Source organism: Devosia sp. J20-27, from assembly GCF_055808595.1.
Genome location: NZ_CM147875.1, coordinates 1,655,001 through 1,680,114, shown reverse-complemented (window position 1 = coordinate 1,680,114; position 25,114 = coordinate 1,655,001). Strand labels below are relative to the sequence as shown.

Below are 25,114 nucleotides of genomic sequence, written 5' to 3'. Positions count from 1 at the left end.
CGGCAAGGTCTCCTTGGAGGAACTGATGAACCAGCCAACCTTGGCGCACACCCTGTCGCAGGGGGTGCAGTCGCTTCCGTTCGTCGCCGATATGGTGGCGCCGACAACCGATGGTGGCGTCGGCACCCAGACCTCATATCTGCGCAAGACATTCAGCGTGCCCGCGGGACGCGGGGCGGTCACGCTGCGCATCAGCGCCCTCGGCCTCTACCGCGCCTTCCTCAATGGCAGGCGTATCGGCGACGACCTGCTGACCCCTGGCTGGACCAGCTACTGGGACCGCCTCAGCTACCAGACCTATGATGTCACCGACCTGCTGGCTGATGGCGAAAACACCATCGACATCTGGCTGGGAGACGGCTGGTATCGTTCACGCATGATGTGGCCGCGCAACGAGGTGATCAACACCTGGGGCGACAGGATCGCGGCCATTGCCGAGATGCGGACGGAGGCCGGTGATATTCTGCTGGCCACAGACGCAACCTGGCAGAGCGGCCTGACGCCGGTACTGAAATCCGGCATCTATTTTGGCGAAATCTACGACGCGCGCAGCGAGAGCTTGCCAGTCACCGGCAGCGCCACGGTGCTCGGCCGCTTCGACAAATCGACCTTGATAGACCACGAGGTCAATGGCGTCCGCGAACTGGACCCGATCGCCGTCGTCTCGTCCTTTGTCGATGCAGAGGGGCGCACAGTCTACGATTTCGGCCAGAATGCCGGCGGCTATGTCGCGTTCACCGTATCGGGCGAGCCGGGCGCCAGGGTGGTTGTGGAACATGCCGAGGTGCTCGATCACCTGGGCCAGTTCGACCGCGCCAGCATGCGCTCGGCAGAGGCGCGTGCGGAATACGTTCTCAAGGGCGGCGGGGACGAAGCCTATCGGCCGATTTTCAGTTTTTTCGGCTTCCGCTACGCGCGAGTCGAAATCACCGGGACGGCCAAACTGACACGTATCGAACTGATCCCGATCAGTTCGGCCATCCAGCCGACCGGCACGTTCAGTTCGTCGAACCCGCTGGTGGATCGCCTGGTGCAGAACACCATCTGGAGCCAGCGCTCGAACTTCATTGAAGTGCCCACCGACTGTCCGCAGCGTGACGAGCGCCTCGGCTGGACCGGCGACGCCCAGGTGTTTGCCTCAACCGCGTGCTATCTGCACGAGAGCCAGGGCATCCTGCGCAAATATGTACGCGACATGATCGCCGACCAGCGCCCCGATGGGGCCATTCCGCACGTCGTGCCTGATCCAACGCGCAACCACGAAGATATTATTCCGGGCTTTTATGGGTCCACCGGTTGGGGCGACGCGATCTGCGTCATCCCCATGGCGCTCTACGCCCACTATGGCGACACCGGCATCGTCGCCGAGGCACTGCCGGCGATGGAGAAGTGGAACGACTTCGTCTGGTCGATCAGCAATGGCCCGATCGTGCATCCGGCAAAGCCTTGGGGTGGTCGCGGCTTCACCTTTGGCGACTGGCTGCAGCCTGTGGATGGCAAATGGCCGATGCAAAAACCGGCCCGCACCATCGGTGACGATGCTTCGGCAACGATTTACCTCTACATCAGCTCTGAGCTCACGGCGCAGTCGGCGCGGCTGTGCGGCAACACAGCGCTCGCCGAGCGGATGGAAGACCGCGCCGCGACCGTCAAGGCAGCGTTCGGCCGCGAGTTCGTCACGCCGTCCGGGCGTCTGGTCTATGACGACCAGACATCCTATGCGCTGGCAATCCTGCACGATCTGATCCCGGCCGACCTGGTGCCGGCAGCGGCAGAGTATTTCAAGTCGCGGATTGAATGGTCCGACTACAAGATCGGCACCGGCTTCATCGGCACACCCGCCCTGCTGCCAGCGCTGATCAAGATTGGCGCAGCCGACATGGCAGCCAAGGTCTTCCTGCAGGAAAACATTCCGGGCTGGCTCTATCAGGTCAAGACTGGCGCCACCACGATCTGGGAGCGCTGGGATGCCATCGGCGAGGACGGCAAGGCCTTCGACCCGCAGATGAACTCGTACAATCACTATGCCTATGGCGCCGTATGCCAGTGGCTGTTCGAGAGCGTTGCCGGCTTTCGTCCCGACCTCGAACGGCCCGCCTTCGAGCACATCATCTTCGAACCCACCGTGCTGCCGGCCCTGTCGCCGGTGAGCGCCGCGCACGACTCGCGCGCCGGCCGCATTGAGGCGGGCTGGAGCGTGCAGAGGGACCTTGTAACTTACCAGCTCACGGTTCCGCACGGCGCCACCGGCACCCTGGTGATGGCACCCAACTACATCGACATCCTGATCGACGGATCGCCTCTGGTATCCGCCGGCAGCGGCAAAGCGCGCAGCCCGCTCGCGCCCGGCAGTCACACCGTGACATTCCGGATCAGCAGGCCCTGAGCCGAGGATCTACCGCGGCCACCGACGTATAAAGCCTGCCGGATTGTCCGGCACAAAGGGAGGATAGTTATGACTTTCAAGACCATGAGGCGCGCGCTGATCGCAACCGCTGCAGGGCTTGCGCTGACGACTGCGCTCGCTGCACCGGCTTTCGCCCAGGATGTGACCCTGACCTATCTCGTCGACGACGGCTCTGTTGGCGTCGCCACGGCCGAGCAACTCAAGGCCGCATTCGAGGCCGAAAACCCCGGGATCAAGATCTCGATCGAGATCCGTCCAGGCGGCGGCGAGGGCGACAACATCGTCAAGACGCGGCTGGCGACCGGCGAGATGACGGACGTCTTCCGCTACAATGCGGGCTCTCTCTTCCAGGCGCTGAACGCACCGCAGACAATGCTCGACCTGACCGACGAGGCATTCCAGGACAATGTCATAGACTCGTTCAAGCCCACCGTGACGGCCACCGACGGCCGTATCTACGGCGTGCCGGAAGAGGCCGCCATGGGCGGCGGCATCCTCTACAGCAAGAAGATCTATGCCGATCTCGGGCTGTCCGTTCCCAAGAGCTGGGCCGAGTTCATGGCCAATAACGAAAAGATCAAGGCTGCCGGCAAGGTACCCGTGATCCAGACCTTTGGCGACACCTGGACCAGCCAGCTCTTCATTCTCGGCGATTTCTTCAACGTCCAGGCGGCCGTGCCGACATTTGCGGCAGACTACACGGCGAACAAGGCCAAATATGCCACCACGCCCGCAGCAATGAAGGGGTTCGAGCGCGGTGAGGAGGTCTACAAGGCCGGCTACCTCAATGAAGACTTCGCCTCTGCCAAGCTTGAAGACGGCATCCGCATGCTCGCCACTGCGGAGGGCGCCCACTACCCGATGCTGACCTTTGCCATTGGCACCATTGCTCAGGACTATCCCGAGAGCCTGCCGGACGTCGGCTTCTTTGCCATCCCCGGGGACGATGCGTCCAAGAACGGCCTGACGGTCTGGATGCCTGCAGCGGTCTATATCTCCAAGACGACCGCACATCCGGAAGAAGCCAAGAAGTTCGTTGCCTTCATTGCCAGCACCAAGGGGTGTGACGCCCGCAGCGCCGCCAATGGCGCGACCGGCCCTTATCTGATCAAGGGCTGCGAGTTGCCGGCGTCTGTGCCGGCCGCAGTGTCCGACCTACTGCCCTACTTCCAGACGGACGGCGCCACGGCTCCGGCTCTCGAGTATCTGTCGCCGGTGAAAGGCCCTGCACTCGAGCAGATCACCGTCGAAGTTGGTTCAGGTATCCGCTCTGCAGCCGACGGCGCCGCCCTCTATGACGAGGATGTCAAGAAGCAGGCGCAGCAGCTTGGTCTTGCCGGCTGGTAAGCGTCACATCTAGCCTAGCGCCCGGCCGTCTCAACCGGCCGGGCCACTTGATTGCGGGGAGGCATCAATGGCGGCAGACGCAACGACGGCGGAGGTGGGAGTTTCGGTCCGCGCCCGGGCCCGTCGGCGCAGCGGCAGTTCCTATCCAAGCTGGTTCTTTCTGCCGGCCGCCATCATCTATGGCGCGCTGTTCATGTACCCCACTTTCGCGTCGCTGTTCTTCTCGCTGACGCGCTGGACGCTGTTCGAGGCGCAGTTCATCGGCCTCGAGAACTTCGCGCAGTTCTTCCGTGAGCCGTTTCTCATCAAGGGTCTGATCAACACGCTGATCTACGCGTTCGTCACGTCCGGCCTGAAGGTCGTGCTTGGCATGCTGCTTGGCGTCCTTCTGACCAGCCAGATCATCGGACGTGGCTACCTGCGTTCGGTTGTATTCTTTCCGGTGCTGGTGTCGACGATCGGCATAGGCATCACCTTTACAGTGATGATGCACCCCACCCAGGGCCTCATCAACGAAACGCTTGCCCTGTTCGGCATCAAGGGACCGGGCTGGCTCACCGATCCCAACCTGGCATTGCTCTCGGTTGCCTTTGTCGACGTCTGGAAAGGCGTCGGACTGGCGACCGTCATCTACATGGCCGGCATCGTTTCGATCCCGCAGGAATATTTCGAGGCCAGCAAGATCGATGGCGCGACACCCTGGCAGAATTTCTGGGGCATCACGCTGCCTCTGGCGCGGCCGGCAACAGTGACCGTCGTCATCCTGTCGCTGATCGGCGGACTGCGGTCGTTTGACCTGATCTGGGCCATGACCCGCGGCGGACCAGGCTTCACCTCCGACGTCATCGCGTCCGTGATCTACAAGCAATACCAGGCCGGCTTTTATGGCCTCTCGACCGCCGGTAACGTGGTGCTCTTTGTCATGGTGGCAATCATCGTCGTGCCCCTCTCCGTCTGGCTCAACCGCCGCGAGGTCGAACAATGAAAGCTGCGTACCGTCATTGGCTTGGATGGTTGTCGATCGTGGTATCGGTCTTCGTCTTCCTTGTGCCCTTTGCCTTCATCTTCCTCACCGCTGCCAAGGACCGCAAGGAATTGTCGCTGCGTGAGTTCACCCTGCCGAGTTCGTGGCACCTGTGGGACAATCTGGTGCAAGTCATCCAGACTCGCGATTTCATGATCATCACCGCCTTCGTCAACTCAACCATTCTGACCGTGGCCAGCGTTGCCATGCTGGTCGTGTTTGGAGCGATGTGCGGTTTCATCATGCAGCGTCGTCCGTCCATATGGACATCCATCGCCGGATTCCTGGTGCTGGCCGGCCTGATCATCCCGCCTGCCGTGGTGCCGACGATCTGGGTGATGCAGAGCATGGGTCTGTTCAAGACCCTGCACGGCCTGATCCTGATCGAGGTGGCCTATGGCCTGTCCTTCACCATCCTGCTGTTTCGCGCTTTTGTCGCCACGATTCCGCGCGAATTGGACGAGGCCGCCATCATTGATGGCGCGGGACCGATCCGGCTCTTCTTCCAGGTCATCCTGCCGCTGCTCAAGCCTGTGGCGGTGACCGTGATCGTCGTCCAGTCCGTCGCAATCTTCAACGACTTCACCAATCCGCTCTACTACCTGCCGGGCAGCCAGAACGTGACGCTGCAACTGACGCTCTATAATTTCCAGAGCCAGTTCAGCACGTCCTACAATCTGCTGTTCATGAACATCCTGCTGATCACCATACCGCCGCTGATCGTCTTCCTGTTCTTCAACCGCCAGATCGTGGCGGGGATGACGGCCGGCGCCGTGAAAGGGTGAAGCGGGACCGCGGGAACTGCGACGCAATGATCCCCCATTGAGTGCGGGTGCCGGAATCCCGCCAAGAGCGGAGCTCGCGAGACCAGGTGCGCCGCTGTGCTCGCGCCGTCATCCGCCCTCGATGCACTGCAGCAACCAGACCCTTGGCGTGACGGCCGATGCGCTCAGCGCCGCACTGCCTGCGCCGCAGTAGCAAGAGGCTAGAACCATTGGACGATGCGGACAAAATTAAGCCCCGGATCTTGAACTGCCGCGTTGGGGCACTAACTCTTCAATCGTGATCCGGGCCCCTCTGGTGCGGTAAGGTTTCAGCTTACCCACGATGTCGGTTCACCTCAGGGGCCAGTATTCAGCGCATGGTGTGGTGAAATCCGGTCCCTTGTTCGCCAACGGCAATGAGGAGTTCCGCCATGACCAAACCCCGAAATAACAACTCTGACATTTTCACGCGCCGACCTGTCGTCGACCTGCGCGCCAGGCTCAACCGGCTTGACGTTCTGGCAGAGGCCGACATTGCCGGTCACGAGACATTCATGGAGGCAACGATCGCCGCCGCCATGATCATCGCTCACGCGGATGGTGAGGCGGATCTGACCGAGCGTCGTCGTGTCATCTCATTGTTCCGAACCAACCCGATGCTGCAGGGATTTTCGGCCGACGATATCGCTCGAGAGGTTGTGGCGCATACGCAGGCATTTCAACTGGACCACGCTTCCGCCGATCGTCGTGCACGCTCCCAGATCCTCACGGCGGACCTGAGCGACGATCAGTTCCGGGCGCTGCTCGGCGTGTGCGTCTCGGTGCTTGAAGCGGACGGCGTACGGCATCCTGCAGAAGAGGATGCGCTGGCGAACATCTCGACCATGCGGCCATGGGGATATCGCTAGCAGTGTTGAGTGCGATGAGACAACGCACCCACTAGACTGAGGTGCCCCGAGCCACTGCGCCCGGGGCGCCACACTCAACCTACCAGGGGACGGTCTCCCCCCTCCAGTCGAAGAAGCCGCCATTTCCCTCTGGCCCCAGCGCATCGATCACCGAGAGCAGGTGGCCGGCCGCCACCGCAGGGCTATGGACCTCAAGTCCGGCCGACGAGAATGGCGCTGACAGCCCCGTCGCCACCGTACCCGGGTGCAGGGCCACGCAGATTGCCTCGGGGCATCGCCGCCTCAGTTCGATCGAGGCCGTTCGTACCAGTTGATTGAGCGCGGCCTTGGATGACCTGTAAGCGTACCAGCCCCCCAGCCGATTATCCTCGATACTGCCAACCCGCGCCGAAAGCGTTGCGAACACGGCCTTGCCCGACCGTGGGATGAGAGGCAGCATGTGTTTCATCATCAGGGCGGGCGCTATCGCATTGAGAGCAAAACTTCTTGCGAGGTTTTTCGCTTCCAGCTGTCGCCAGCTCTTTTCAGGCTCCTGCTGATCGTCGTGAAGAAAACCGGTCGCATCGATTACCAGCCTGATCTCGCCCGCACGCGCTGCCTCCTGCGCAGCGCGCTGCAGACTGCTGTCCTCCAGAATGTCCACCGGCGGCGACGATGTCCGTCCGAAGGTTATGACGTCGTCAAAACCACCGTCATTGCGCAACGCACCCAGGAGTGCGGCGCCAATTCCGCCGCCCCCGCCGAAAACGACGGCAACGCCCCCCGCGGGAAATGATTGAAGTCGTGCCATTGCGCGCATCCTCGAGAAAATCGTCAGTCCGGGCAGTCCGCAGGTGGTGTGAACAGCTGCCCGCCCGGTGGGTTACGCCGGACCTAGTCCAGTTAGTCACTCTCCGGTCGCACGTCGATAGATCATCTCTGCGCCGTCCTTGAGCTGAATAGTTTCTATATCGGAACCTTATCAGGCGGACGGCGTTGTGGACGACTGGCGCAAACGGAGGAGCTCGTCGGACCGCTCCAGATTGGAGCGGCCAGGCCGTCCTCGACGGTTCGCCTTCAGCGAGGGTGAGCGGGTAAATGGGTGAGCAACAGGCCGTAGGTTTTCTCGTCGAGCCGGATCATTTGCAGGAAGGGTTGCACCTTGGCGGCGTCGGCGTGTGGCGCTGGAAAATCGACAGCGACCAACTCAGCTGGACCCGCAATCTCGAGGCAATTCACCGACTGGCCCCAGGTTCCTTTGACGGAACCCTGGGGAGCTTTCAACGCGATCTGCATCCTGAAGACGCAGACGGCGTGCTGGAGGCAATCTCGGCCAGCGTCAGAACGAGAGCGGCTTACCGGGCGATTTATCGAACGGCTCCGCGCCACGGCGAAGCCGACTTGTGGATCGAGACACGCGGCGGCGTTGCAGTAACCTCGGACGGAGAGCGATATCTTACAGGCACGTGTGTCGACGTCACCGAGCGAGTACGGGGCGACCAGGAACTGCGGCGCCGTCTTGCACAACAAAGCGCCATCGCAGCGTTCGGTTCCTTCGCGCTCGGCGAGACCAACTTCTCAAAAGTCCTGAATGGCGCCGTACAGCTTGCCGCAGACATCCTGCAGGCGCCCCTCACCAAGATATTGCAGTTCTCGGAAACTGCCGATCATCTCGTCCTTCGGGCGGGAATCGGGTGGGCCGATGGCCTCGTGGGCAAGGCGCAGGTCGGCACTGAGCGCGCCTCTCAGGCAGGCTTTACCCTGTCGACTGGCGATCCGGTCATCGTCAGAGACCTGCACACCGAGACGCGGTTCGACGGGCCCCAGCTGTTGAGAGAGCATCAGGTTCGGAGCGGCATTTCGGTTGTCATTCCTGGCTCGGACGCGCGGCCGTTTGGCGTGTTCGGCATCCACACGCGCGACCTCAGGGAGTTCGACCAGACCGACGCGCAGTTCCTGCAGTCGCTCGCCAACATCGTGGCAGGCGCGGCGCGACAGAAATCAGCCTCCGATCACCAGGCGTTGCTGGTGCGCGAAATGGCGCATCGCGCAGGCAACATGCTGCAACTGGTCGATAGCATCGCCAGTCAGACGTTTCGCGCCGACGCCGACGTTCGGCAGGCCAGAAAGTCCTTCAGCGAGCGACTGAGTGCCCTCGGCCGATCCAACTACGTCGTCGCCCGCGCCGGCTGGAGCTCGACCCGCTTTGCAGAGATGGTCGAGGAGACACTCAAGCCGTTCAGGGAAAAGATTGTTGCGCAGGGTCGTGACATCCTGCTCGCCCCGGAGCTGTGCTTTGACCTCGGCCTGGTGCTCCACGAACTGACGACCAATTCAGCAAAGTACGGGACGCTGGGGAGCGATCTTGGACAGGTCTCCATCAGCTGGGAAATTCTCCACCGAACCGACGGATCTCTGGCGTTCCGCATCAACTGGACCGATCCTCAACGCGCGGAGACCTCGAAGGGAGCGGGCAGCGGATTTGGCTCAAAGCTCATTCGGGCCCTCGTCGAGACGAAGTGGAGTGGCACCGTCTCCACCGCTGATGGGCCGCAGTTCAGCATCCGGCTCGATGTGCCATTGCCGAACAAATCAGCGGCACCAGGTGCCACTGCGGGGATGACCAAGCCAACGCGCTGACCGGCCGGTTCTTGGTCATCGGCTCTCCTGCCCGAATAGCGCGGAGGTCTGCCGTTGTTCGGCAGCGACGTGGCAATGCTGAACTGAGGGACCCCGGAAACACCAAAGGCGCCCCGGAGGGCGCCTTTGAGGCAATGCGATTGGTTGCGGGAGCAGGATTTGAACCTGCGACCTTCAGGTTATGAGCCTGACGAGCTACCGGGCTGCTCCATCCCGCGATATGACCGGGATCGCATTTCAGGGACACCCAAGGGCGTCTCCGGTGAGCGGTATATAGGGGGTCGCACCCGATAGCTCAACCCCCAATCCGGCCCGCGTGACAGTTTTTTGAACGGAACGCTTTTGCCTCCATCGGCTCTTGCCGATGCATGGTCTGCCCCCTAGGGTGCCGCCGCTTTTTACGGGTATGGGGGACCACCAGATGAAGATGAACAAGCTCGGCCGCACCGGTATCGACGTATCGGAGATTTGCCTGGGCACCATGACCTGGGGTCTGCAGAATACCGAGGCCGACGGCCATGCGCAGATGGACTACGCGCTGACCCAGGGTATCAATTTCTTCGACACGGCGGAAATGTACGCCGTGCCGCCCTCGGCCGACACCTATGGCAAGACCGAGGAGATCATCGGCACCTGGTTCAAGAAGACCGGCAAGCGCAGCGACATCATCCTGGCCAGCAAGGTTGCCGGCGGCGGCCGGCCCTGGGTGCGTGGCGGCCGGGGCGTCGACGGGCCGGGCGTGCGCGAAGCGGTCGAGAACAGCCTGCGGCGGCTGCAGACCGACTATATCGACCTCTACCAGATCCACTGGCCGCGCCGCGGCCACTATCACTTCGAGGGCAGCTGGACCTATGATCCCTCGACCCAGGACCGCGACGCCGTGCTGCCCAACATGCGCGAAGTGCTCGAGGAAATGGGCAAGCTGGTCACCGAGGGCAAGATCCGCCATTTCGGTCTCTCCAACGAGACTGCCTGGGGTACCATGCAGTATCTGCGTCTCTCGGACGAACTCGGCCTGCCGCGCGTCCAGTCGATCCAGAACGAGTACAACTTCCTCCGCCGCTACTACGACCTCGACCTCGCCGAACTGGCGCATCACGAGGATATCGGCCTGCTGGCCTACTCGCCGCTGGCCGGCGGCGCCATCAGCGGCAAGTATCTGGGCGGCGTGCTGCCCAAGGGCACGCGCGGCGACATTGCCGGTGGCAACTATCGCAACAATGAACTCACCGAGCCGGCGATCCGGGCCTATATGGCGCTGGCGGAACAGCACGGCCTCGACGTCTGCCAGATGGCGCTCGCCTTCTGCCTGACCAAGCCGTTCATGACCTCGGTCATCATCGGCGCCACGACCATGGAACAGCTCAAGACCGACATCGCCGCTGCCGATGTGACGCTGTCGGCCGAGGTGCTCGAAGGCATCCATCAGATCTTCATGCGCTACGCCCGCACGCTCTAGGGCAAAGGGATAGCGACTTGACCGGTCGCCGCGCGCGACCGGTAGCCGTCACCGATTTCTGTTCGCAGCGATTGGCAGGCTATAACAGCAGCAGATTCGACGCTTCGGGGGCCGATCATGACGCTGTTCGCTACGCTGTTTCCGCTCCTTGCCTGGCTCGCCTATAATTACGGCGTGCCGCTGATCGAACGAAAGCGTCCCTCGCTCTCTGTGATCATGAGCATGCAGCGCCGCCGCTGGGTCAAGAACATCACCCTGCGGGAGTCGCCGCTCGACGCGATCCTTGCCGCCAACCTGATGGGCTCGGTGAGCTTTCTCGCCTCGACCTCGGTGCTGCTGGTGCTGGCGACCTTCGCGGCCTTCGGACAGGTCGAGGCCGTGATGAAGGCGCTCAACAGCGTCGGCATGACCACCGCCTACACGCCCGCCGACCTACAGGTCCATTTCGTGGTGATGCTGGCGATCTTCGTGCTGTCGTTTTTCGCCTTCACCCTGGCACTGCGGCAGTTCAACCACTTCTGCATCCTGATCGGCGCCATGGATCACGGCGGCAAGGTCAGCGACCCCGAGATCGACGCCATCGCCCAGCTCAACACACTGGCGGCCAAGAACTTCAACAACGGCATCCGCGCCTACTATTTTTCGGTGGCAACCGTTGCCTGGTTTGCCTCGCCCTGGCTCGCCATCATCGCCAGCCTCGTGACAGTGGCGTTCCTGATCCACCGCGAGTTCTTCTCGTCGGCGCATCGTATTGCGGCATCGGCCGCAGTCATGGCATCGCGGCGCGAGGTCGGCAGCTAGCTGTCGAGCTTGCTGGCCGGATAGCCCTTGGTCAGGGGAGCGAACGTGCCGCTCTCGGGCGGCGTCTCGGGTGCATCCTGCTGCGGCTCGGCCAGCAGCGCTTCGAGGCGCATGAGATTGTCGGTTCCGAGTTCATAGCCGAGGGCAGCAGACTGCTCGTAGTAGATCCGTGCCCGCGCCAGATCCTTCTCGACCCCGAGCCCGTTCTCATAAAAATGGCCAAGATTGTTGAGGGCCACCGGATGGCCTCTGTCGGCAGCCTGCTGCGTCCAGAACAGCGCCTGCGTGGCATCCCTGGCTGTGCCTTTGCCCTCGAGATGGAGCAGCGCCAGGTTGACGGGTGCATCGACATCGCCCGCATTGGCGGCCTGGGTGTAAAGGTCGACCGCTTGCGCATAATCCTGCGCCACGCCCTGCCCCGTTTCGTAAAGCAAAGCCAGATTGTACTGCGCCACGGCGAGACCCTGATCGGCCGAGAGCTGATAGTAGGTGGCGGCAGCGGCGCTGTCGGCCGTCACGCCGAGGCCCTTCTCGGTCAGGTAGCCGAGGCTGTTCTGGGCGAACATGTCACCGGCGTCCGCAGCCCGGCGATAGTAGCTGGCGGCCTTGGCGTAATCGACATCGACCATCTGGCCGGTCTCGTAGATGCGGCCCAGATTGTATTGCGCCCTGGCTTCGCCGTGGTCGGACGCCCGCGCCAGCCAGGCGGCAGCGGCGACAGTGTCCTGATCGACCCCCAGCCCTTCGAGATACATCAGTCCCAGATTGGTCTCGGCCCGCGGCAGCCCCTGCACCGCAGCCGCCCGGTACCAGCGCACCGCCTGCGCGTCATCCTCGTCGACGCCTTCGCCGATATCGTAGGAGAGCCCGAGGCTGTTCTGCGCCGGCGCGAAGCCGGCGGCCGCGCCGCGCTGCAGCATGTCGGTGCCACGGGCAATGTCCTGTTCGACGCCGTCACCGACGATCAGCATATCGCCATAGAGCGCCAGCGTCACCGGATTGTCGCCCGCGGCCGCAGCCTCGAACAATGGCAGGGCCTTGTCGGGTTGACCCGCCCAGGTATAGGCCCGCGCCAGCCAGCCCTTGACCTGAACGTTGTCGGGGGCAGCCTGGAGCGCCGCCTCGCAGGCGGCGACTGCCACCGTCGCGTCCATCGCCGTCAGGTTGCGGCCGATGGATTCATAGCCGGTCTCATACTGGCTGGCGGCCTGCGCGGCGCAATCGTCGACGGCACTCTGCGCCAGTGCCGGCGAACCGAGGAGCGACAGAGCAACCAGCAACAAGAGCCTGCGGCCTGCGATCATTGCCATTCCCGTCCTCCCTGACGCCCTGGAGACGAAGCATAGGGGATCGGGCAGCAGGCGCAAACTCACTTTGCGGCGCTGAAGCCTTTGCCCAGATAGAGCTGGTGGCGATCGATCTCGACCCCGCCACGGATCACCGGCAGTTCGGTCAACGGCACCACCTCGACAAAATGCGCCGTGACGTCTGCCGTCAGCGGCCGCCAGGTGTCGCCGAAGAGTATGGCATCCTGCCCTTCATGCGCGGCCGGATCGAACCAGTAGTCGAACTGGTCGCGGCGGCTGTTGAGGCTGGTGACGTCGGGGTCGCCGAGGGCGTAACCGAGCAGGGCCGCAGTGGTGTAGTCGGCAGTGGCAATAAAGCTCGTCCGATGCGTGTCACGTGCTGCACGCACGGCGTCGGCCGTCTCATCCCAGCCATAGGCCCAGCCGGTCGCTTCGTCGCGCAAGGCCTGCACGTCGGTAAGCGGCGTGAAGGAATAGTTCACCAGCATGAAGCTGAGGAAGGCGGCGCCATAGGCGATATGCAGCCAGCTCAGCCAGCGCCAGCGCATGTGGAAGGCAAGGAAGGGCAGGGCCGCCAGATAAGCGACCAGATTCCAGTGAAACAGCGTGGTGGTGAAACAGGCGACCCAGATGATGGCGACCGTGGACACCCAGAACGCAACACGGGACAGACCTTCGCCGCGCTGCCGTCGCCGGAAGGCAAAGTCGAGCAGAGGCACCACGAGAAATGGTCCGACCAGCAGCACGAAACCGACCACCCAGCTACCAAGACCCTCGAAAGTGGGGAGCCCGGCATGACGGCTGCCGAGGATGAAGCCGTAGGACGCCATCCCCTGCTGCAGGTTCCAGGCCAGCACCGGCGCCTGCAGCGCCAGCGCGATGGCCGCGGCCAGGTAGAGCTGCGGTTTGCGCAGCAGCGGCCAGTTGCGCGGCACCGCGAGGATGTAGAGCGCCAGCCCGAAGCCGAGAAAGGCAGCATTGTACTTCGACAGCGCCGCCAGCCCGATGCAGGCGGCACCCAGATAGAGATCGCGCCAGCGCGGCAGTTCCGGCCAGCGCTGGAAGAATGACAGCAGGAAGTAAAGCGCCGCCAGGCCGAAGGTGACGAGCAGGTGGTCGGGTAGCGCCACGGCGGTGACGGCGAAAAAGATCGGCGTCGCGAGGAACAGCAGCAATGTGCGCCAGAAATGCTCCGGCCAGTCCCAGGCGATGCGCCTCGAGATCAGCCAGAGCAGCACGATATCGGCGACAAGCGCCAGCGCCACGCCGATCCGCAGCGCCAGCTTGTTCCATCCCAGCAGTGCACCGGCCAACCCCTGCAGCCAGGCATTGAGCGGCGGATGATCGAAATAGGAGAGCGCAAGGTGCTGCCCCCAGAGCCAGTAATAGGCTTCGTCCTGGAACACGCCGGCCGAAAACAGCAGCACCAGCTTGTAAAGCGCAAACACGACGGCCAGTGCCTGCAGCACGACCAGCGGCGCCAGCGGCCGGGGCCGTGTCGATGCCGTCTCGTCCATTACGCGCCCTGCCCGATCATGGGCGGCCTTATGCCATGGCGGGCGCGCCTGACAAACTGCTCGTTGACGATATCCAGCGACAGTGCTGTCCAGGCCACGCCGGAGGGATTATCTGACATTGACAATCAGGTTTGCGGCGGTTTGTATGGCCGCCGTCCCCGCCAGACCGCGCACCCACACCACCGCCGACGCTCATGCTCGTTTGCCAATGCAACGCCATCACCGACCGGGAAATCAAGCGGGTCATCCTTGATCTGCTCAACGAGGACCCCTGGGCGATCATCGTGCCGGCCAAAGTGTACCGGGAGCTGGAAAAGCGCTGCAAGTGCAGCGGCTGCGTCCCGAATGTGGTGGACATTATCACCGCTGTGACCGATGAGTACCACCACCAGCTGGCGGCCGACGCCGGGCCGGATGCCGTGCTTCCGCCCCGACCGCCCGCCCCGCGACGCAAACGCACAGGAGGTCACCATGAAAGGCGAAGCACAGGTCATCGAGCGGCTTAACGAGGCCCTCTTTCTCGAACTGGGCGCTGTGAACCAGTACTGGGTGCACTTCCGACTGCTCAACGACTGGGGCTACGGCCGCCTTGCCGCCAAGGAGCGCGCCGAGTCGATCGAGGAGATGCACCACGCCGACAAGCTGATCGAGCGCATCATCTTCCTCGAAGGCCATCCCAACCTGCAGCGCGTCGCGCCGCTGCGCATCGGACAGACCATCAAGGAAGTGCTTGAGGCCGATCTCGCCGGTGAATACGACGCCCGCAAGGCCTATAAATCCAGCCGCGAGCTCTGCGAGTCGCTGGGCGACTACGTCAGCAAGAACCTGTTCGAGGAACTGCTGGCCGACGAGGAAGGCCATATCGACTTCCTTGAGACCCAGCTGCAGCTGCTCAACACTATCGGCGTTGAAAAATACGGCCAGCTCAACTCGGATTCTGCCGACAAGGCCGAGTAGGTTTGGCATTCAGAGTTGACGGCCGGTTGTGAAAAGCAGCCGGCCTTTTCTTTGTCCGGTTGACAGAGTGTTCCTGCTTTGTTCATATCGCGACTGGTTGTAGAGGAGATTTCAGCATGACGTTTCATCGCGGCCGACTGATTGACCACGTCCACCTGCGCGCCAGGGATTTCGGCAAGACCCGGGCCTTCTATGAGGCCATAAGTGCCGTGCTCGGCATTGCCATCGAGCATGCGGGCGAGACCTGGATGGCCCTCGACGAGCTCTATATCGACGGCGCCGACGCCACCACGGTGCCCACCCATGTCCATCTCGCTTTCCAGGCGGAAGACCAGGAGATGGTGCAGGCTTTCCATAAGGCCGCCCTTGCCGCCGGCGGTACCGACAACGGCGCACCAGGCGAGCGGCTCTATCATCCGGGCTATTACGGCGCCTTCGTGCTCGATCCGGACGGCAACAATATCGAAGCGGTATTTCACGGACCGAACCGGCGCTCGGCCGCATCGGTCGAGATCGAGGCGGCTTGACCAGGCGCGCCCTGCACCTGCGGATCACCGGCCGGGTACAGGGCGTCGGCTTCCGCGACTGGACCATCGGCATGGCCCGTCAATGCCAGGTGGACGGCTGGGTCCGCAATCGCCGCGACCGCAGCGTCGAGGCGATCATCGCCGGCAGCGATGCGGCGATCGAGGCCATGCTCGCCGCCTGCCACCAGGGCCCGCCGGCAGCGCGCGTCGACGCGGTTGAGGTGACCGACTGGACAGACCCCGTTGCTGCTGGCTTCAGGTTTCGGGAGACGGACTAGAACTGGTAGCGCTGCGCGAGATCACCGGCTCCCCGGTAGCCGGTCGCCAGATAGATCCTGTAGGTGTTGATCACGACGCCCTGCCGAACGATCTGGACGCGGCGGATTTCTTCGACGGCATCAAATCCAGTGATGACAGCGGCTTCGAGCGGACTGTGCCCATCGTCGAGGATCAGGGCCGTCTGCCCCAGATGGGCAGCATCGTCGAACCAGTAATCGTACTGGTCCAGCCGTTGCGACAGCGCCGTGGCCTGCGTGGTGCGGAGCGCGAAATTGAGCTGGCTGGCGAGCTGGTAGTGACTGGCGGCCAGAAAGTCTGGTTGCAGGCGCCCGGTTTCTTCTTGATAGGCCGCAGCAATCTCGCTCCAGCCATAGCCACGGTAGGATTCGAGCGTGTCGACGCCGAGCACTGGATAGGCCGTGTAGTTGATCAGCAAGAGCGTGCCCATGGCCGCGCCATAGATGGAGTGGGCGACCAGTTGCCAGCCGCGACCGACCTGACGGACCAGTGCCGGCAGCAGCGTCGCCTGCCCCACGATGTTCCAGTGACCGGAAACGAAGTTGCCGAGCGCCACCAGGGAAAAGCCAAGCGTCGACGCCCCGAACGTCGTCTTGCCCAGCTCCGCGCTGCGCCCCTCAAAGCCCCCCTGACGGCCAAGGAACACGCGGATCGTCGGCCAGATGAGGAATGGCCCCACCAGCACGAGCAGTTGCAGCGCAAACGACAGCAGATGCGTCCAGGTAAGCCCGAAGCCCAGTTGCTGCCGATCGACCAGATGCAGCCGAAAGGAGGCGAAGTCCGTCTCGATATTCCAGATCAGAACCGGCGCCTGCATGGCGACCACAATTGCCAGTCCCGCATAGCTGCGCCAGTCGAGCAGCAGCCGCCGGTATCGAGGAGCAAGCAGCACGGTCAGACCAAAGCCGACGAGCAGCAGCGCGCCGATATATTTGGTCAGGCAGGCCAAACCGACCGCCACCGCGGCACCAAGAAAGTACCGCCAGCGCGCTGTGCCGCCGTCCACGGTTTCGAGAAAACGCGCCATCAAGTAGAGCGCCACAAGGCTGAGAAAGACCAGCAGATAGTCCGGCGTGACGACGGTGGTGTAGATCAGGAACAGCGGCGTACCGAGGAGGAGGACTATGGTCGCCAGAAACCAGGACTGCCACCCTGCCCCGAACACGCGGCGGGCGAACAGGTAGAGGACATACAGCGTCCCGCCCAAGGCCAGCAGCGAAGGAAGACGCAGGGCGAACAGGCTTTGACCCAACAGCGCCGTGGCTCCGCCCTGGACCCACGCCTGCAGCGGCGGATGATCATAGTAGGACCATCCGGGATGCTGTCCCCACACCCAGTAATAGGCCTCGTCGCCCATTGGCTCGGCAAAAAGGCCAACCGCCAGACGCAACGCCAGAAGCACAGAGGCCATCGCAATGAGAGCTGCGAGCGGCAGCCCGCGCTCACCCACGCTTGCCACTGGGGACTAGAATCCCATGAAGCCGGTGGCCTTGTAGGGAGCTTCGAGCGATTTGATCTCGTCGGGGGTCAGTTCGATGTCGAGGGCGCTGACCGCGTCGGAAATGTGAGAGAGCTTGGTGGCGCCGACGATCGGCGCGGCGACCGGCTGCTTCTGCAGCACCCAGGCCAGCGCCACCTGCACCATCTTGACACCGCGCGCCCTGGCGATGGTCTCGACCGCGGCATTGATTGCCGCGTTGGCATCGCCGCCGGCGTCGTAGAGATTGCGGCCGAACTCGTCGGTCTCGGTGCGGTTGGTGACCTCGCCCCATGGCCGCGCCAGACGGCCTCGCGCCAGCGGCGACCACGGGATCAGCCCGATGCCCTGATCGATGCAGAGCGGCAGCATTTCGCGTTCTTCCTCGCGATGCATCAGGTTGAGGTGGTTCTGCATCGAGACGAACCGCGTCCAGCCATGCAGCTCCGAAGTGAGGAGCATCTTGGCGAACTGCCACGCATACATCGACGAGGCGCCGATATAGCGCGCCTTGCCTGCCTTCACCACGTCATGCAAGGCTTCGAGCGTCTCCTCGATCGGCACTTTCGGATCGAAGCGGTGGATCTGGTAGAGGTCGACATAATCGGTGCCAAGGCGCTTCAGCGACGCATCGATCTCCTGCATGATCGCCTTGCGCGACTGGCCGGCGCCGTTCGGTCCGGGCCGCATGGCGCCGTTGACCTTGGTGGCGATGACCATCTCGTCGCGCGGCGCGAACTCCTTGAGGATCTTGCCGACGATCTCCTCGCTCGAACCGAGTGAATAGACATTTGCGGTATCGAAGAAATTGATCCCTGCGTCCCAGGCGGCGCGCAGGATCGGGCGGCTCTCGGCCTCCGGCATCGACCACGAATGCGACCCACGGTTCGGATCGCCAAAGCTCATGCAGCCGAGGCAGATACATGACACTTCGAGGCCTGTTTGACCCAGCCGGACATACTTCATTTTGCTCTCCCCAGATTTGCCGCTCACATTAGCAGCCGGACGGAACACGCGTCGACCGGCGAAACCGGAATATGCGCCCGATCCCTGATTGGCGATCGCCGCCCGGGTTGCTAGCCTGACGCGAAGGAGGACCGCTCATGCTGATCCGCGCCCTTGTTGCCGCCGCCCTGCTATGGGGCTCAGCCACACCATTGCTTCCAGTGCGGCCGGCCATTGCCGCCAGCCAGAACCCTGCCGCTTTCACCAATGCAGACCTGATGCGCGCGACGGCGCTCGACCAGATCTTTGCGGCCTTCGGGGAGACAATTGCCGGGTCTGCAGATGCGCAGGGCCTGCCCGCCAGTGCCAAGTTCCAGGGAATATGGAGGGAAACGGCCGGCGAGGTGTTCGAAGCCGCTGCCATGCAGCGGGAACTCGCCCGGTCGATCGACGGCAAGTTCTCGTCAGCCGAACTCGAGGCGCTCGGTCGTTTCTTTCAGTCCGATTTCGGTCAGCGGATCACCGGCATCGAAAACGCGGTGCAGCAATTGCCGGCGGCAGACCAGATGGCCGCACGCGATCACGGCCTGGCGCTGCTTCAGGACTCGCCCGCCGGATCGACCCGCGACGAACAGTTCGACGAAATCATGCACCTCGTTAGCGCCGATATCGGCCGCGCCATGCTGGGCGAGGCAATGCGTGCCATGATGGTGAGCATGGTGGTGTCTCGCGCCCAGGGCGACATCGAGGTACCATGGGACGAGATCGATGCGCAGCTTGCCGACATCCTGCCCAATCTCGAGCTGGAAGTGCTGACCACGCAGCGCGCCATCATGGCCTATGCCTACGAGCCGCTCAGTGACAAGGAGCTGGAAGCCTACCTGGTGTTCCTGCGGACCGATCCGGCGCGCAAGTTCTATGCCGTGGTCAGCATCTCGGTGGGGCTGGTGCTCAAGAACACCATGAGCCGGTTCGGCGAACAGCTCGCCCACCGGCTCAACCAGGTCAACGTCTAGTCCTCACTCCCCGCTACTCGCTGCGCCGGTCGCTGGCGATCGGATCGAGCGTCGCATCGAGGTCGGCGATCAGGGCCTGCATCGGATCCTCGGTCCCCTGCGGCGCCTCCGGAGTGAACACCGGCCGCGGCGTGCCACTGGGGAAGGCCCCGAAGGTCTGGAAGAAGTCGACCATGTCCTTGAGGACCGGCATGCGCCAGCGCCACATCATGCCCATGGCGATCACCGGTTCGAGGTGGCCAAAGCCCTCGTAGTATTTCTCGGTCACCCAGATGCCGCCGGCCCGCAGACGCGCCGCCAGGGCTTCCGTATTTTGCCGGCGCACGATCGGGTCGTTGCTGCCTGAGGCGAGGAACATTGGCGGCGTCTCGCTGGTCACCAGGTTGACCGGCTGCGTGCCCTCTGGATTGGGCGCGCTGCCAAAGGTCTCGCGCACTTCGCCATATTCGAACGGATAAAAGTTGTAGGGCCCCGACAATCCGGCCACGGCACGGATCGGCATGGTGACGCCGTACTCCGCACGGAATGAATGATCCAGCGACAGCATGACAGCGTTGTAGGCGCCGGCCGAGTGCCCGGCGAGGAAGAAGCGGTTCTTGTCACCACCGTAGCCGGCAATGTTGTCCTCGATCCACTTCATCGCCTGGGCATTGTCTTCAAGGAAATCGGGGTACTTTGCCTCGGGCCAGAGCCGATAGTCGGGGACCACCGCAACAAACCCGTTGGCCGCCAGCGCCCGGCCGGCGAACTCGTATTCGAACTTGTCGCCGGCTCGCCACGCACCGCCATAGATGAACATCACCACTGGTGCGGCGCCGCCGCTGGTGTCCTCCGGGCGGTAGATGTCGAGCTTTTTCCGGTCGCCGTCGGCATAGGCGATATTGCCGTGCTTGCGCACATCGGCATCCATCGCCTCCTTGATGTTGAAGGGCGAGAAGATGGTCACCTGGGCAGCCGCCGGCACGGTGACTGCAACGAGCAGGACCAGCGCGAGAACGAACCGCGGCAAAGCGGAGAAGCCGTCGAATTTCATTGAGATAAGCCGTTCCGGAGTTCGAGTCAGGGCGCTGTCACTGGAGCACGAACCTGAAGATATTGTGTCCAATGGTCGCCATGCCTGGATGATGGGCGGTGGAACACGAGGAATTGTCTTCCGCCCCCACCACCGCTTGGCGTGCTGACCATCCAATGCCGCAACCTAGCTGCTGGTTCCGTCAGGCGCCTCGCACCAGTGCGCCCACATGCGCTGCATCGCAGCCTCGAAATTGCGGGCAAAGCGCGTCGCGTCGCCGAGCGGCGAAACGGCGAAGCGCGGACGAAGCCCGGCGCGGATTTCAGCGAGTCGCGAGGTGTCGGAGGCAAGCCGCACGGCCCGGGCCACGTAGTCACCGGCATCATCAGCGATCCAGTCCGGCAGACCCACGGACTGCATCAGGCTCTCGCCGACACGCGATACGAAACTGTTGCCGCGTCTGGTCAGCACCGGAACGCCCATCCAGAGCGCTTCACAGGTGGTGGTGGTGCCGTTGTAGGGAAACGGATCGAGGCCGATATCGATCTCGTCGTAAAGCGCCAAATGGGCCGGGTGGTCGGGTAAACGATCGATCAGGCGCAGCCGTTCCGGGGCAATGCCGGCAGCAGCGAAATCGGCGCTCAATTCATCGAGCCGTTGCTGTACTCCACCGCGCGAGGACTTCAGCACAAGGCGGCTCTCCGGAATGGCCTTGAGGATTTCCACCCAGCTGTGCAGCGTCGCCTCGCTGACCTTGCCGATATTGTTGAAGCTGCCGAACGTGACATAGCCATTGCGCTGCGCCGGCAGATCTCCCGGGATCGGCCAGTCGGGCTGCCCGAAGCAGAGATAGCTGTCCGGCAGCCGGCAGATGGTCTCCGAGAACTCCGCTTCGCTCCCGGGCGGCGCGACGAATGGATCGGCAAGGATATAGTCCATCTCGGCAATGCCGGTGGTTCCGGAATAGCCAAGCCAGCCGGCCTGCACGGGAGCCGCGCGGTGCGCGAAAAGATCGAGGCGCGCGCCGGTGGTATAACCGGAGAGATCGATCAGAATGTCGATCTGCGCCGACCGGACAACCGATGCCGCCGCTTCCGCCGCAAGCCCGTTGATCGGGTGCCATCCCGCGAAACGCTCGCGCAACTGCACTGTGACCTCGTCCTCGTGCCGGCCGGCGGCAATGGCCACGAACTCGATCGCCGAGCGATCATGCGCCGTGACCAGGGGCAGCAGAAACCGGGTCACCGAATGGGTGTGCAGGTCGGCCGAGACAAGCCCGACGCGCAATGGGCGAGCCGTTGTCCGCTCGTTGGCGAACGGCTCCACTGTAGCGGGCCGCGACAGGGTGCGGTCAAAGCGTGACGCCAGGGCCAGTGTCCGTTCCGGCGTCGCGTCCTCGAGGTAGTTCTGCAGCGTCACCATGTTGAAGTGAAACTGCGGAACATCGTCCCGGAGCGCGACAGCGCCGGCATAGGCCTGCATTGCCTCCTGCCAGCGACCGGTGACCAGCAGCGCCCCGCCAATATTGGCAAGTGCGCCGAGATGGCCGGGGTCAATGGCGAGCGCCGCGCGGTAGGCGGCAATGGCGTCCTCGAAACGTTCACGGGCGACCAGCGCCACCCCCATGTTGCTGAAGGCCTCGACATAGCGTGGGTCGAGCCTGAGCGCGGCCTCGAAACTGTCGATGGCGGCATCAATCTCGCCGAGTTCCCGCAGCACATTGCCCAGGTTGTTGCGGACGCCGGGGGTGTCGGGCGCCACGGCCAGGGCGCGCCGATAGGCGGCCGCGGCCTCGGCAAACCGTTTCGCCTGCGCCAGCGCGTTGCCGAGATTGGCGAGCGCCTGCGCATGCCGCGGCTGCAGCACCAGAGCAGCCTTGAAGCTCTCGATGGCAGCATCAATGTTGCCAGCCGCGCGCTCGATGGCGCCCTTGGTGTTGCGATACTCGGCCTGCCGGGCATTGGCCCGGATGGCGGACCGGACATGCGCTGCAGCTTCAGCCAGTTGCCCGGCGCGAAAGGCGATGATGCCCAGCAGATGATGGGCGTCGCCGCTCTTGGGATCGCGGGAGAGGATGGACCGGCAGAGGACGGCCGCTTCGTTCGTGCGGCCGGCCTGGTAGAGCGAAAACGCCTGCTGCAGCTGCTGCACGCTCATGCGGCCGTTGCGCACCAGCGCCGCCACATCTCCCGCAGCCCCGCCTCGAAATGCCGGGTGAACTGCTCGACATCGCCCAGCGGCGAGGCCATCAGGTCGTCGCGAAGCCCGGCCCGAATGCGCCGCAGGCGCGGCAGGTCGCCAGCAAGGTCACGCGCAATCTGCACGTACTGGTCGACGTCCCCGGCCACCAGATCGCCCAGGCCGACGCTGCGCAGCAGGCTGACGCCGACGCGCGAGATGAACCGGTCGCCGGCCAGTGCGACAAACGGCACCCCCATCCACAGCGAGTCGCAGCTGGTGGTGGTGCCGTTATAGGGAAAGGGATCGAGCCCGATATCGATCTCCGAATAGCTGCGGAAATGCACCAGATGGCTGCCGACCGGCGCCTTGAGCAGCAACCGGTCAGGCGCGATTCCATGCTCCGAGAAGCGGCGTTCGACGGCACTGCGGCCGTCCTCGCTGGCGAGCGCTGCGCCCTTGAGCAGCAATCGGCTGTCCGGCACGGCGGCGAGCACCTTCGCCCAGCAGGCCACGGACGCGTCGCTGACCTTGAACAGGTTGTTATAGGTGCCAAAGGTCACAAAGCCATTGGCATCGGCGGGCGTGGGCGCCACCTCGGGCACAACGCCATGGAACTTCGGCGGCGAGTAGCAAAGGTAGCTGGCGGGCAGCCGCACGGGCGTTTCGGAATAGTGCGCCTCATCCTCGACCGGAATGATGTCGTCATCGGCAATGATGTGGTCGATGGTGGAGAGCCCGGTCGTACCGGAATAGCCGAGCCATGCCGCCTGCACCGGCGCAGGACGAAGGGCAAACATCTGCAGCCGGTTGCCGCCGGTGTGCCCGGAGAGATCGATCAGGATGTCGGTCCCGTCGGCGCGGATCTGCTCGGCTGCCGCCTCGTCGGACAGGCGCGCGATGGGCCGCCAGTGGTCAGTGGTCTCCCGCATTTCGAGGGTGGTGCCGTCGCTCTTGGTCTGGTTGGCGTAGAGCGTCACCTCCACCTGCTGCCGGTCAAAATGCGGCAGCATATGGCCGAAGAACTGGCCGACCGGATGCCGGCGGAAGTCCCCGGAGACGAAGCCGATCTTGAGCCGGCGCTCCGGAGCGCGGCTGTTGGGGAAAGGCGCCGGCGCCGGCCTGGACACGATCTCGTCGAAGTGGCGGGCAGCATCGAGAGCCTCGGCGGGGGTGCCGGCACTGATGTAGTTCTCGCCAAAGATCAGGCCCTGATAGCCAAGCACATTGCTCGGATCGATCTCGACACCACGACGGAAGAGCTCGATTGCCTCGGCCATCCGCCCCTGATCGCGGACGACTTCACCCAGCACCCGCAGGGCTTCGGCAAAACGCGGATTGATCTCGATCGCGGCGCGCAGCTCCGTCTCGGCTGCCTCCAGCTTGCCCGCCCTGAACAGGACAAGCCCCAGATTGCTCATCGCCACCACATGTCGAGGACTGAGCGCTATGGCAGCGCGGAAACTTGCGGCGGCCTCGTCGTACATCTCGAGCTTGAGGTAGGTGGTGCCCACGTTGACATGCGGTCCGGCGAGATCGGGCCGCAGCTTGATGGCCTCTTCGAAACTGGCAATGGCGGCTTCGAACTGCCCCAGCTGGTGCTGGACGAGTCCAAGATTGCTGTAGGTTTCGGCTGCCGGTCTGAGCGCGAGGGCGTGCCTGAGCGCGGTTTCCGCCTCGTCGTAGCGCTCGAGATTGCGCAGCACCAGGCCAAGGTTCGCATGCCAACCGGGCTGATCGTCCTGCAGGGCAATGGCCTGCCCGAGCAGGTCCGCCGCTTCCTCGTTGCGCTTGGTCTGGAGATAAAGCGTTCCCAGCAACGACAGCGTTCCGGCATTGCGGCCATCGGCCTCGAGCGCCCGGAGGTAGAGGGGCTCGGCTTCGGCAAATTGCCCTTGCTGGTGCAGCCCGAGAGCCTGCGCCGCCAGATCGTCTGCGTTATCGGTCATCATCGCCGGTTATTGGCACCACATGGAAAAAAGCACAACCCGATCAGGGCGCAGATAGGCGTAGCCTTGCATCTGCAACTCGGCAAGGCGCCGCTACGCGGTGCCGGCACTCCGACGAAGCAATCGAACGCCTCTTGACGACACACCGCTTCGGGCGTACTTGCCCGTCCCGGTCGCAAGGGACCCGCTGCTCGCTGGCGAAAGCCACGGTGAAATCCTTGTACAAGAGCCGATCGCGTCACCCTTTGGGGCATACGGAGCGATGGCAACGCGAGCACCCGTCACACATCTCCGCTATGCCGACCAAGGAGACCGAGATGAGCTCGTCGCCGACTTCGGCTGCGCCAGTGGCAGCCAATTCGTTTCTGGTGAGGTCGATCCCCGCCATGTTTTTCAAGACCACCCTGCCCATCGTTCTGGTGACCAGCGTCAACGGTCTGCTGACGGTCATTGATGCCATCCTGCTTGGCAGCTTTGTCGGGCCGGAAGCCCTGAGCGCCGTTACCCTGATGTTCCCGCTGTCGATGTTGCTGGTGGCGGCATCGACCACGGTGGGCATCGGCATGGCCAGTGTGCTGGGTCGCCAGCTCGGCGCCGACAGAC

General features: G+C 63.5%; 21 protein-coding genes and 1 tRNA gene (1 of these 22 running past the window's edge). 13 read left to right on the top strand and 9 right to left on the bottom strand.

Annotated features, from left to right (window positions below; translation table 11 throughout):
• The first annotated feature begins 25 nt into the window (after positions 1-25).
• From AC0L4C_RS08270 to AC0L4C_RS08250, 5 genes are all read left to right on the top strand, one after another.
• Entirely contained in the window at positions 26-2,386 is a 2,361-nt protein-coding gene (locus AC0L4C_RS08270) for a family 78 glycoside hydrolase catalytic domain (RefSeq protein ID WP_473403147.1), read from the top strand.
• 69 nt (positions 2,387-2,455) lie between these two features.
• A complete protein-coding gene (locus tag AC0L4C_RS08265; protein ID WP_473403146.1) occupies positions 2,456-3,754 on the top strand; it encodes an ABC transporter substrate-binding protein in 1,299 nt (432 codons plus the stop codon).
• 67 nt (positions 3,755-3,821) lie between these two features.
• The gene (locus AC0L4C_RS08260) at positions 3,822-4,739 is read left to right on the top strand and encodes a carbohydrate ABC transporter permease (protein ID WP_473403145.1); all 918 of its coding nucleotides are present in this window, start codon (positions 3,822-3,824) and stop codon (positions 4,737-4,739) included.
• A complete protein-coding gene (locus AC0L4C_RS08255) occupies positions 4,736-5,563 on the top strand; it encodes a carbohydrate ABC transporter permease (RefSeq protein WP_473403144.1) in 828 nt (275 codons plus the stop codon). The genes AC0L4C_RS08260 and AC0L4C_RS08255 overlap by 4 nt, the downstream gene beginning before the upstream one ends.
• 410 nt (positions 5,564-5,973) lie before the next feature.
• Complete coding sequence (locus AC0L4C_RS08250; protein ID WP_473403143.1) at positions 5,974-6,450, top strand: TerB family tellurite resistance protein; 477 nt, start codon at positions 5,974-5,976, stop codon at positions 6,448-6,450.
• A gap of 79 nt (positions 6,451-6,529) precedes the next feature.
• Here the strand turns inward: AC0L4C_RS08250 and AC0L4C_RS08245 are convergent, their stop codons facing one another.
• Positions 6,530-7,240: an SDR family NAD(P)-dependent oxidoreductase gene (locus AC0L4C_RS08245; protein WP_473403142.1), complete on the bottom strand. Its 711-nt coding sequence runs from the start codon at positions 7,238-7,240 to the stop codon at positions 6,530-6,532.
• 287 nt (positions 7,241-7,527) lie between these two features.
• On the opposite strand from AC0L4C_RS08245, the gene AC0L4C_RS08240 reads away from it, so the two are divergent.
• On the top strand, positions 7,528-9,069 hold the full coding sequence (locus tag AC0L4C_RS08240; RefSeq protein WP_473403141.1) for a sensor histidine kinase: 1,542 nt from the start codon (positions 7,528-7,530) through the stop codon (positions 9,067-9,069).
• 141 nt (positions 9,070-9,210) lie between these two features.
• Here AC0L4C_RS08240 and AC0L4C_RS08235 read toward each other — a convergent pair.
• A tRNA-Met gene (locus AC0L4C_RS08235) sits at positions 9,211-9,287 on the bottom strand.
• A 203-nt stretch (positions 9,288-9,490) separates the two neighbouring features.
• Between AC0L4C_RS08235 and AC0L4C_RS08230 the strand changes: the two genes are divergently transcribed.
• Together AC0L4C_RS08230 and AC0L4C_RS08225 are read left to right on the top strand one after the other, a co-directional pair.
• Complete coding sequence (locus tag AC0L4C_RS08230; protein ID WP_473403140.1) at positions 9,491-10,528, top strand: aldo/keto reductase; 1,038 nt, start codon at positions 9,491-9,493, stop codon at positions 10,526-10,528.
• Positions 10,529-10,645: 117 nt separating this feature from the next.
• A complete protein-coding gene (locus tag AC0L4C_RS08225) occupies positions 10,646-11,329 on the top strand; it encodes a DUF599 domain-containing protein (RefSeq protein WP_473403139.1) in 684 nt (227 codons plus the stop codon).
• Here AC0L4C_RS08225 and AC0L4C_RS08220 read toward each other — a convergent pair.
• Together AC0L4C_RS08220 and AC0L4C_RS08215 are read right to left on the bottom strand one after the other, a co-directional pair.
• Complete coding sequence (locus AC0L4C_RS08220; protein ID WP_473403138.1) at positions 11,326-12,639, bottom strand: tetratricopeptide repeat protein; 1,314 nt, start codon at positions 12,637-12,639, stop codon at positions 11,326-11,328. The genes AC0L4C_RS08225 and AC0L4C_RS08220 overlap by 4 nt on opposite strands.
• Before the next feature lie 59 nt (positions 12,640-12,698).
• Positions 12,699-14,153: an ArnT family glycosyltransferase gene (locus AC0L4C_RS08215; protein ID WP_473403136.1), complete on the bottom strand. Its 1,455-nt coding sequence runs from the start codon at positions 14,151-14,153 to the stop codon at positions 12,699-12,701.
• Positions 14,154-14,624: 471 nt separating this feature from the next.
• On the opposite strand from AC0L4C_RS08215, the gene bfr reads away from it, so the two are divergent.
• The 3 genes from bfr (at position 14,625) to AC0L4C_RS08200 (ending at position 15,915) form a co-directional block, all read left to right on the top strand.
• Positions 14,625-15,110, top strand: coding sequence for a bacterioferritin (gene bfr / locus AC0L4C_RS08210; RefSeq protein WP_473403135.1), 486 nt, complete (start codon positions 14,625-14,627; stop codon positions 15,108-15,110).
• A 116-nt stretch (positions 15,111-15,226) separates the two neighbouring features.
• Positions 15,227-15,637 (top strand): VOC family protein, encoded by a 411-nt coding sequence (locus tag AC0L4C_RS08205; protein ID WP_473403134.1) that lies wholly within the window; start codon positions 15,227-15,229, stop codon positions 15,635-15,637.
• A complete protein-coding gene (locus tag AC0L4C_RS08200) occupies positions 15,634-15,915 on the top strand; it encodes an acylphosphatase (protein ID WP_473403133.1) in 282 nt (93 codons plus the stop codon). Before AC0L4C_RS08205 ends, AC0L4C_RS08200 begins: the two co-directional genes overlap by 4 nt.
• Here the strand turns inward: AC0L4C_RS08200 and AC0L4C_RS08195 are convergent.
• Positions 15,912-17,384 (bottom strand): ArnT family glycosyltransferase, encoded by a 1,473-nt coding sequence (locus tag AC0L4C_RS08195; RefSeq protein ID WP_473403132.1) that lies wholly within the window; start codon positions 17,382-17,384, stop codon positions 15,912-15,914. The two genes, AC0L4C_RS08200 and AC0L4C_RS08195, sit on opposite strands and share 4 nt — an antisense overlap.
• Before the next feature lie 15 nt (positions 17,385-17,399).
• Complete coding sequence (locus tag AC0L4C_RS08190; RefSeq protein ID WP_473403131.1) at positions 17,400-18,377, bottom strand: aldo/keto reductase; 978 nt, start codon at positions 18,375-18,377, stop codon at positions 17,400-17,402.
• A gap of 137 nt (positions 18,378-18,514) precedes the next feature.
• Between AC0L4C_RS08190 and AC0L4C_RS08185 the strand changes: the two genes are divergently transcribed.
• Positions 18,515-19,372 carry a DUF2059 domain-containing protein gene (locus tag AC0L4C_RS08185; RefSeq protein ID WP_473403130.1) on the top strand — a complete coding sequence of 286 codons (858 nt, stop codon included), beginning with the start codon at positions 18,515-18,517 and terminating at the stop codon, positions 19,370-19,372.
• Positions 19,373-19,385: 13 nt separating this feature from the next.
• On the opposite strand, the gene AC0L4C_RS08180 is transcribed toward AC0L4C_RS08185, so the two are convergent.
• The 3 genes from AC0L4C_RS08180 to AC0L4C_RS08170 form a co-directional block, all read right to left on the bottom strand.
• Positions 19,386-20,405: an alpha/beta hydrolase gene (locus AC0L4C_RS08180; RefSeq protein WP_473403129.1), complete on the bottom strand. Its 1,020-nt coding sequence runs from the start codon at positions 20,403-20,405 to the stop codon at positions 19,386-19,388.
• 165 nt (positions 20,406-20,570) lie between these two features.
• Entirely contained in the window at positions 20,571-22,568 is a 1,998-nt protein-coding gene (locus tag AC0L4C_RS08175; protein WP_473403128.1) for an O-linked N-acetylglucosamine transferase, SPINDLY family protein, read from the bottom strand.
• Positions 22,538-24,514, bottom strand: coding sequence for an O-linked N-acetylglucosamine transferase, SPINDLY family protein (locus AC0L4C_RS08170; RefSeq protein WP_473403127.1), 1,977 nt, complete (start codon positions 24,512-24,514; stop codon positions 22,538-22,540). Before AC0L4C_RS08170 ends, AC0L4C_RS08175 begins: the two co-directional genes overlap by 31 nt.
• A 314-nt stretch (positions 24,515-24,828) precedes the next feature.
• On the opposite strand from AC0L4C_RS08170, the gene AC0L4C_RS08165 reads away from it, so the two are divergent.
• Positions 24,829-25,114, top strand: partial view of an MATE family efflux transporter gene (locus AC0L4C_RS08165; RefSeq protein ID WP_473403126.1) — the 5' end (the start) only. The gene runs 1,115 nt beyond the window's last position; 286 of the gene's 1,401 nt are visible here — the first part of the coding sequence; it begins with the start codon at positions 24,829-24,831; its stop codon lies off the right edge, out of view.

Excerpts from the sequence above, each read along its gene's own strand:
- AC0L4C_RS08220 (WP_473403138.1), bottom strand. The coding sequence starts at position 12,639 with ATGGCAATGATCGCAGGCCGCAGGCTCTTGTTGCTGGTTGCTCTGTCG.
- AC0L4C_RS08180 (WP_473403129.1), bottom strand. The coding sequence starts at position 20,405 with ATGAAATTCGACGGCTTCTCCGCTTTGCCGCGGTTCGTTCTCGCGCTG.
- AC0L4C_RS08185 (WP_473403130.1), top strand. The coding sequence starts at position 18,515 with ATGCTGATCCGCGCCCTTGTTGCCGCCGCCCTGCTATGGGGCTCAGCC.
- AC0L4C_RS08215 (WP_473403136.1), bottom strand. The coding sequence starts at position 14,153 with ATGGACGAGACGGCATCGACACGGCCCCGGCCGCTGGCGCCGCTGGTC.
- AC0L4C_RS08245 (WP_473403142.1), bottom strand. The coding sequence starts at position 7,240 with ATGGCACGACTTCAATCATTTCCCGCGGGGGGCGTTGCCGTCGTTTTC.
- AC0L4C_RS08255 (WP_473403144.1), top strand. The coding sequence starts at position 4,736 with ATGAAAGCTGCGTACCGTCATTGGCTTGGATGGTTGTCGATCGTGGTA.
- AC0L4C_RS08205 (WP_473403134.1), top strand. The coding sequence starts at position 15,227 with ATGACGTTTCATCGCGGCCGACTGATTGACCACGTCCACCTGCGCGCC.
- bfr (WP_473403135.1), top strand. The coding sequence starts at position 14,625 with ATGAAAGGCGAAGCACAGGTCATCGAGCGGCTTAACGAGGCCCTCTTT.
- AC0L4C_RS08190 (WP_473403131.1), bottom strand. The coding sequence starts at position 18,377 with ATGAAGTATGTCCGGCTGGGTCAAACAGGCCTCGAAGTGTCATGTATC.
- AC0L4C_RS08230 (WP_473403140.1), top strand. The coding sequence starts at position 9,491 with ATGAAGATGAACAAGCTCGGCCGCACCGGTATCGACGTATCGGAGATT.
- AC0L4C_RS08225 (WP_473403139.1), top strand. The coding sequence starts at position 10,646 with ATGACGCTGTTCGCTACGCTGTTTCCGCTCCTTGCCTGGCTCGCCTAT.
- AC0L4C_RS08170 (WP_473403127.1), bottom strand. The coding sequence starts at position 24,514 with ATGATGACCGATAACGCAGACGATCTGGCGGCGCAGGCTCTCGGGCTG.
- AC0L4C_RS08250 (WP_473403143.1), top strand. The coding sequence starts at position 5,974 with ATGACCAAACCCCGAAATAACAACTCTGACATTTTCACGCGCCGACCT.
- AC0L4C_RS08260 (WP_473403145.1), top strand. The coding sequence starts at position 3,822 with ATGGCGGCAGACGCAACGACGGCGGAGGTGGGAGTTTCGGTCCGCGCC.
- AC0L4C_RS08265 (WP_473403146.1), top strand. The coding sequence starts at position 2,456 with ATGACTTTCAAGACCATGAGGCGCGCGCTGATCGCAACCGCTGCAGGG.
- AC0L4C_RS08270 (WP_473403147.1), top strand. The coding sequence starts at position 26 with ATGAACCAGCCAACCTTGGCGCACACCCTGTCGCAGGGGGTGCAGTCG.
- AC0L4C_RS08240 (WP_473403141.1), top strand. The coding sequence starts at position 7,528 with ATGGGTGAGCAACAGGCCGTAGGTTTTCTCGTCGAGCCGGATCATTTG.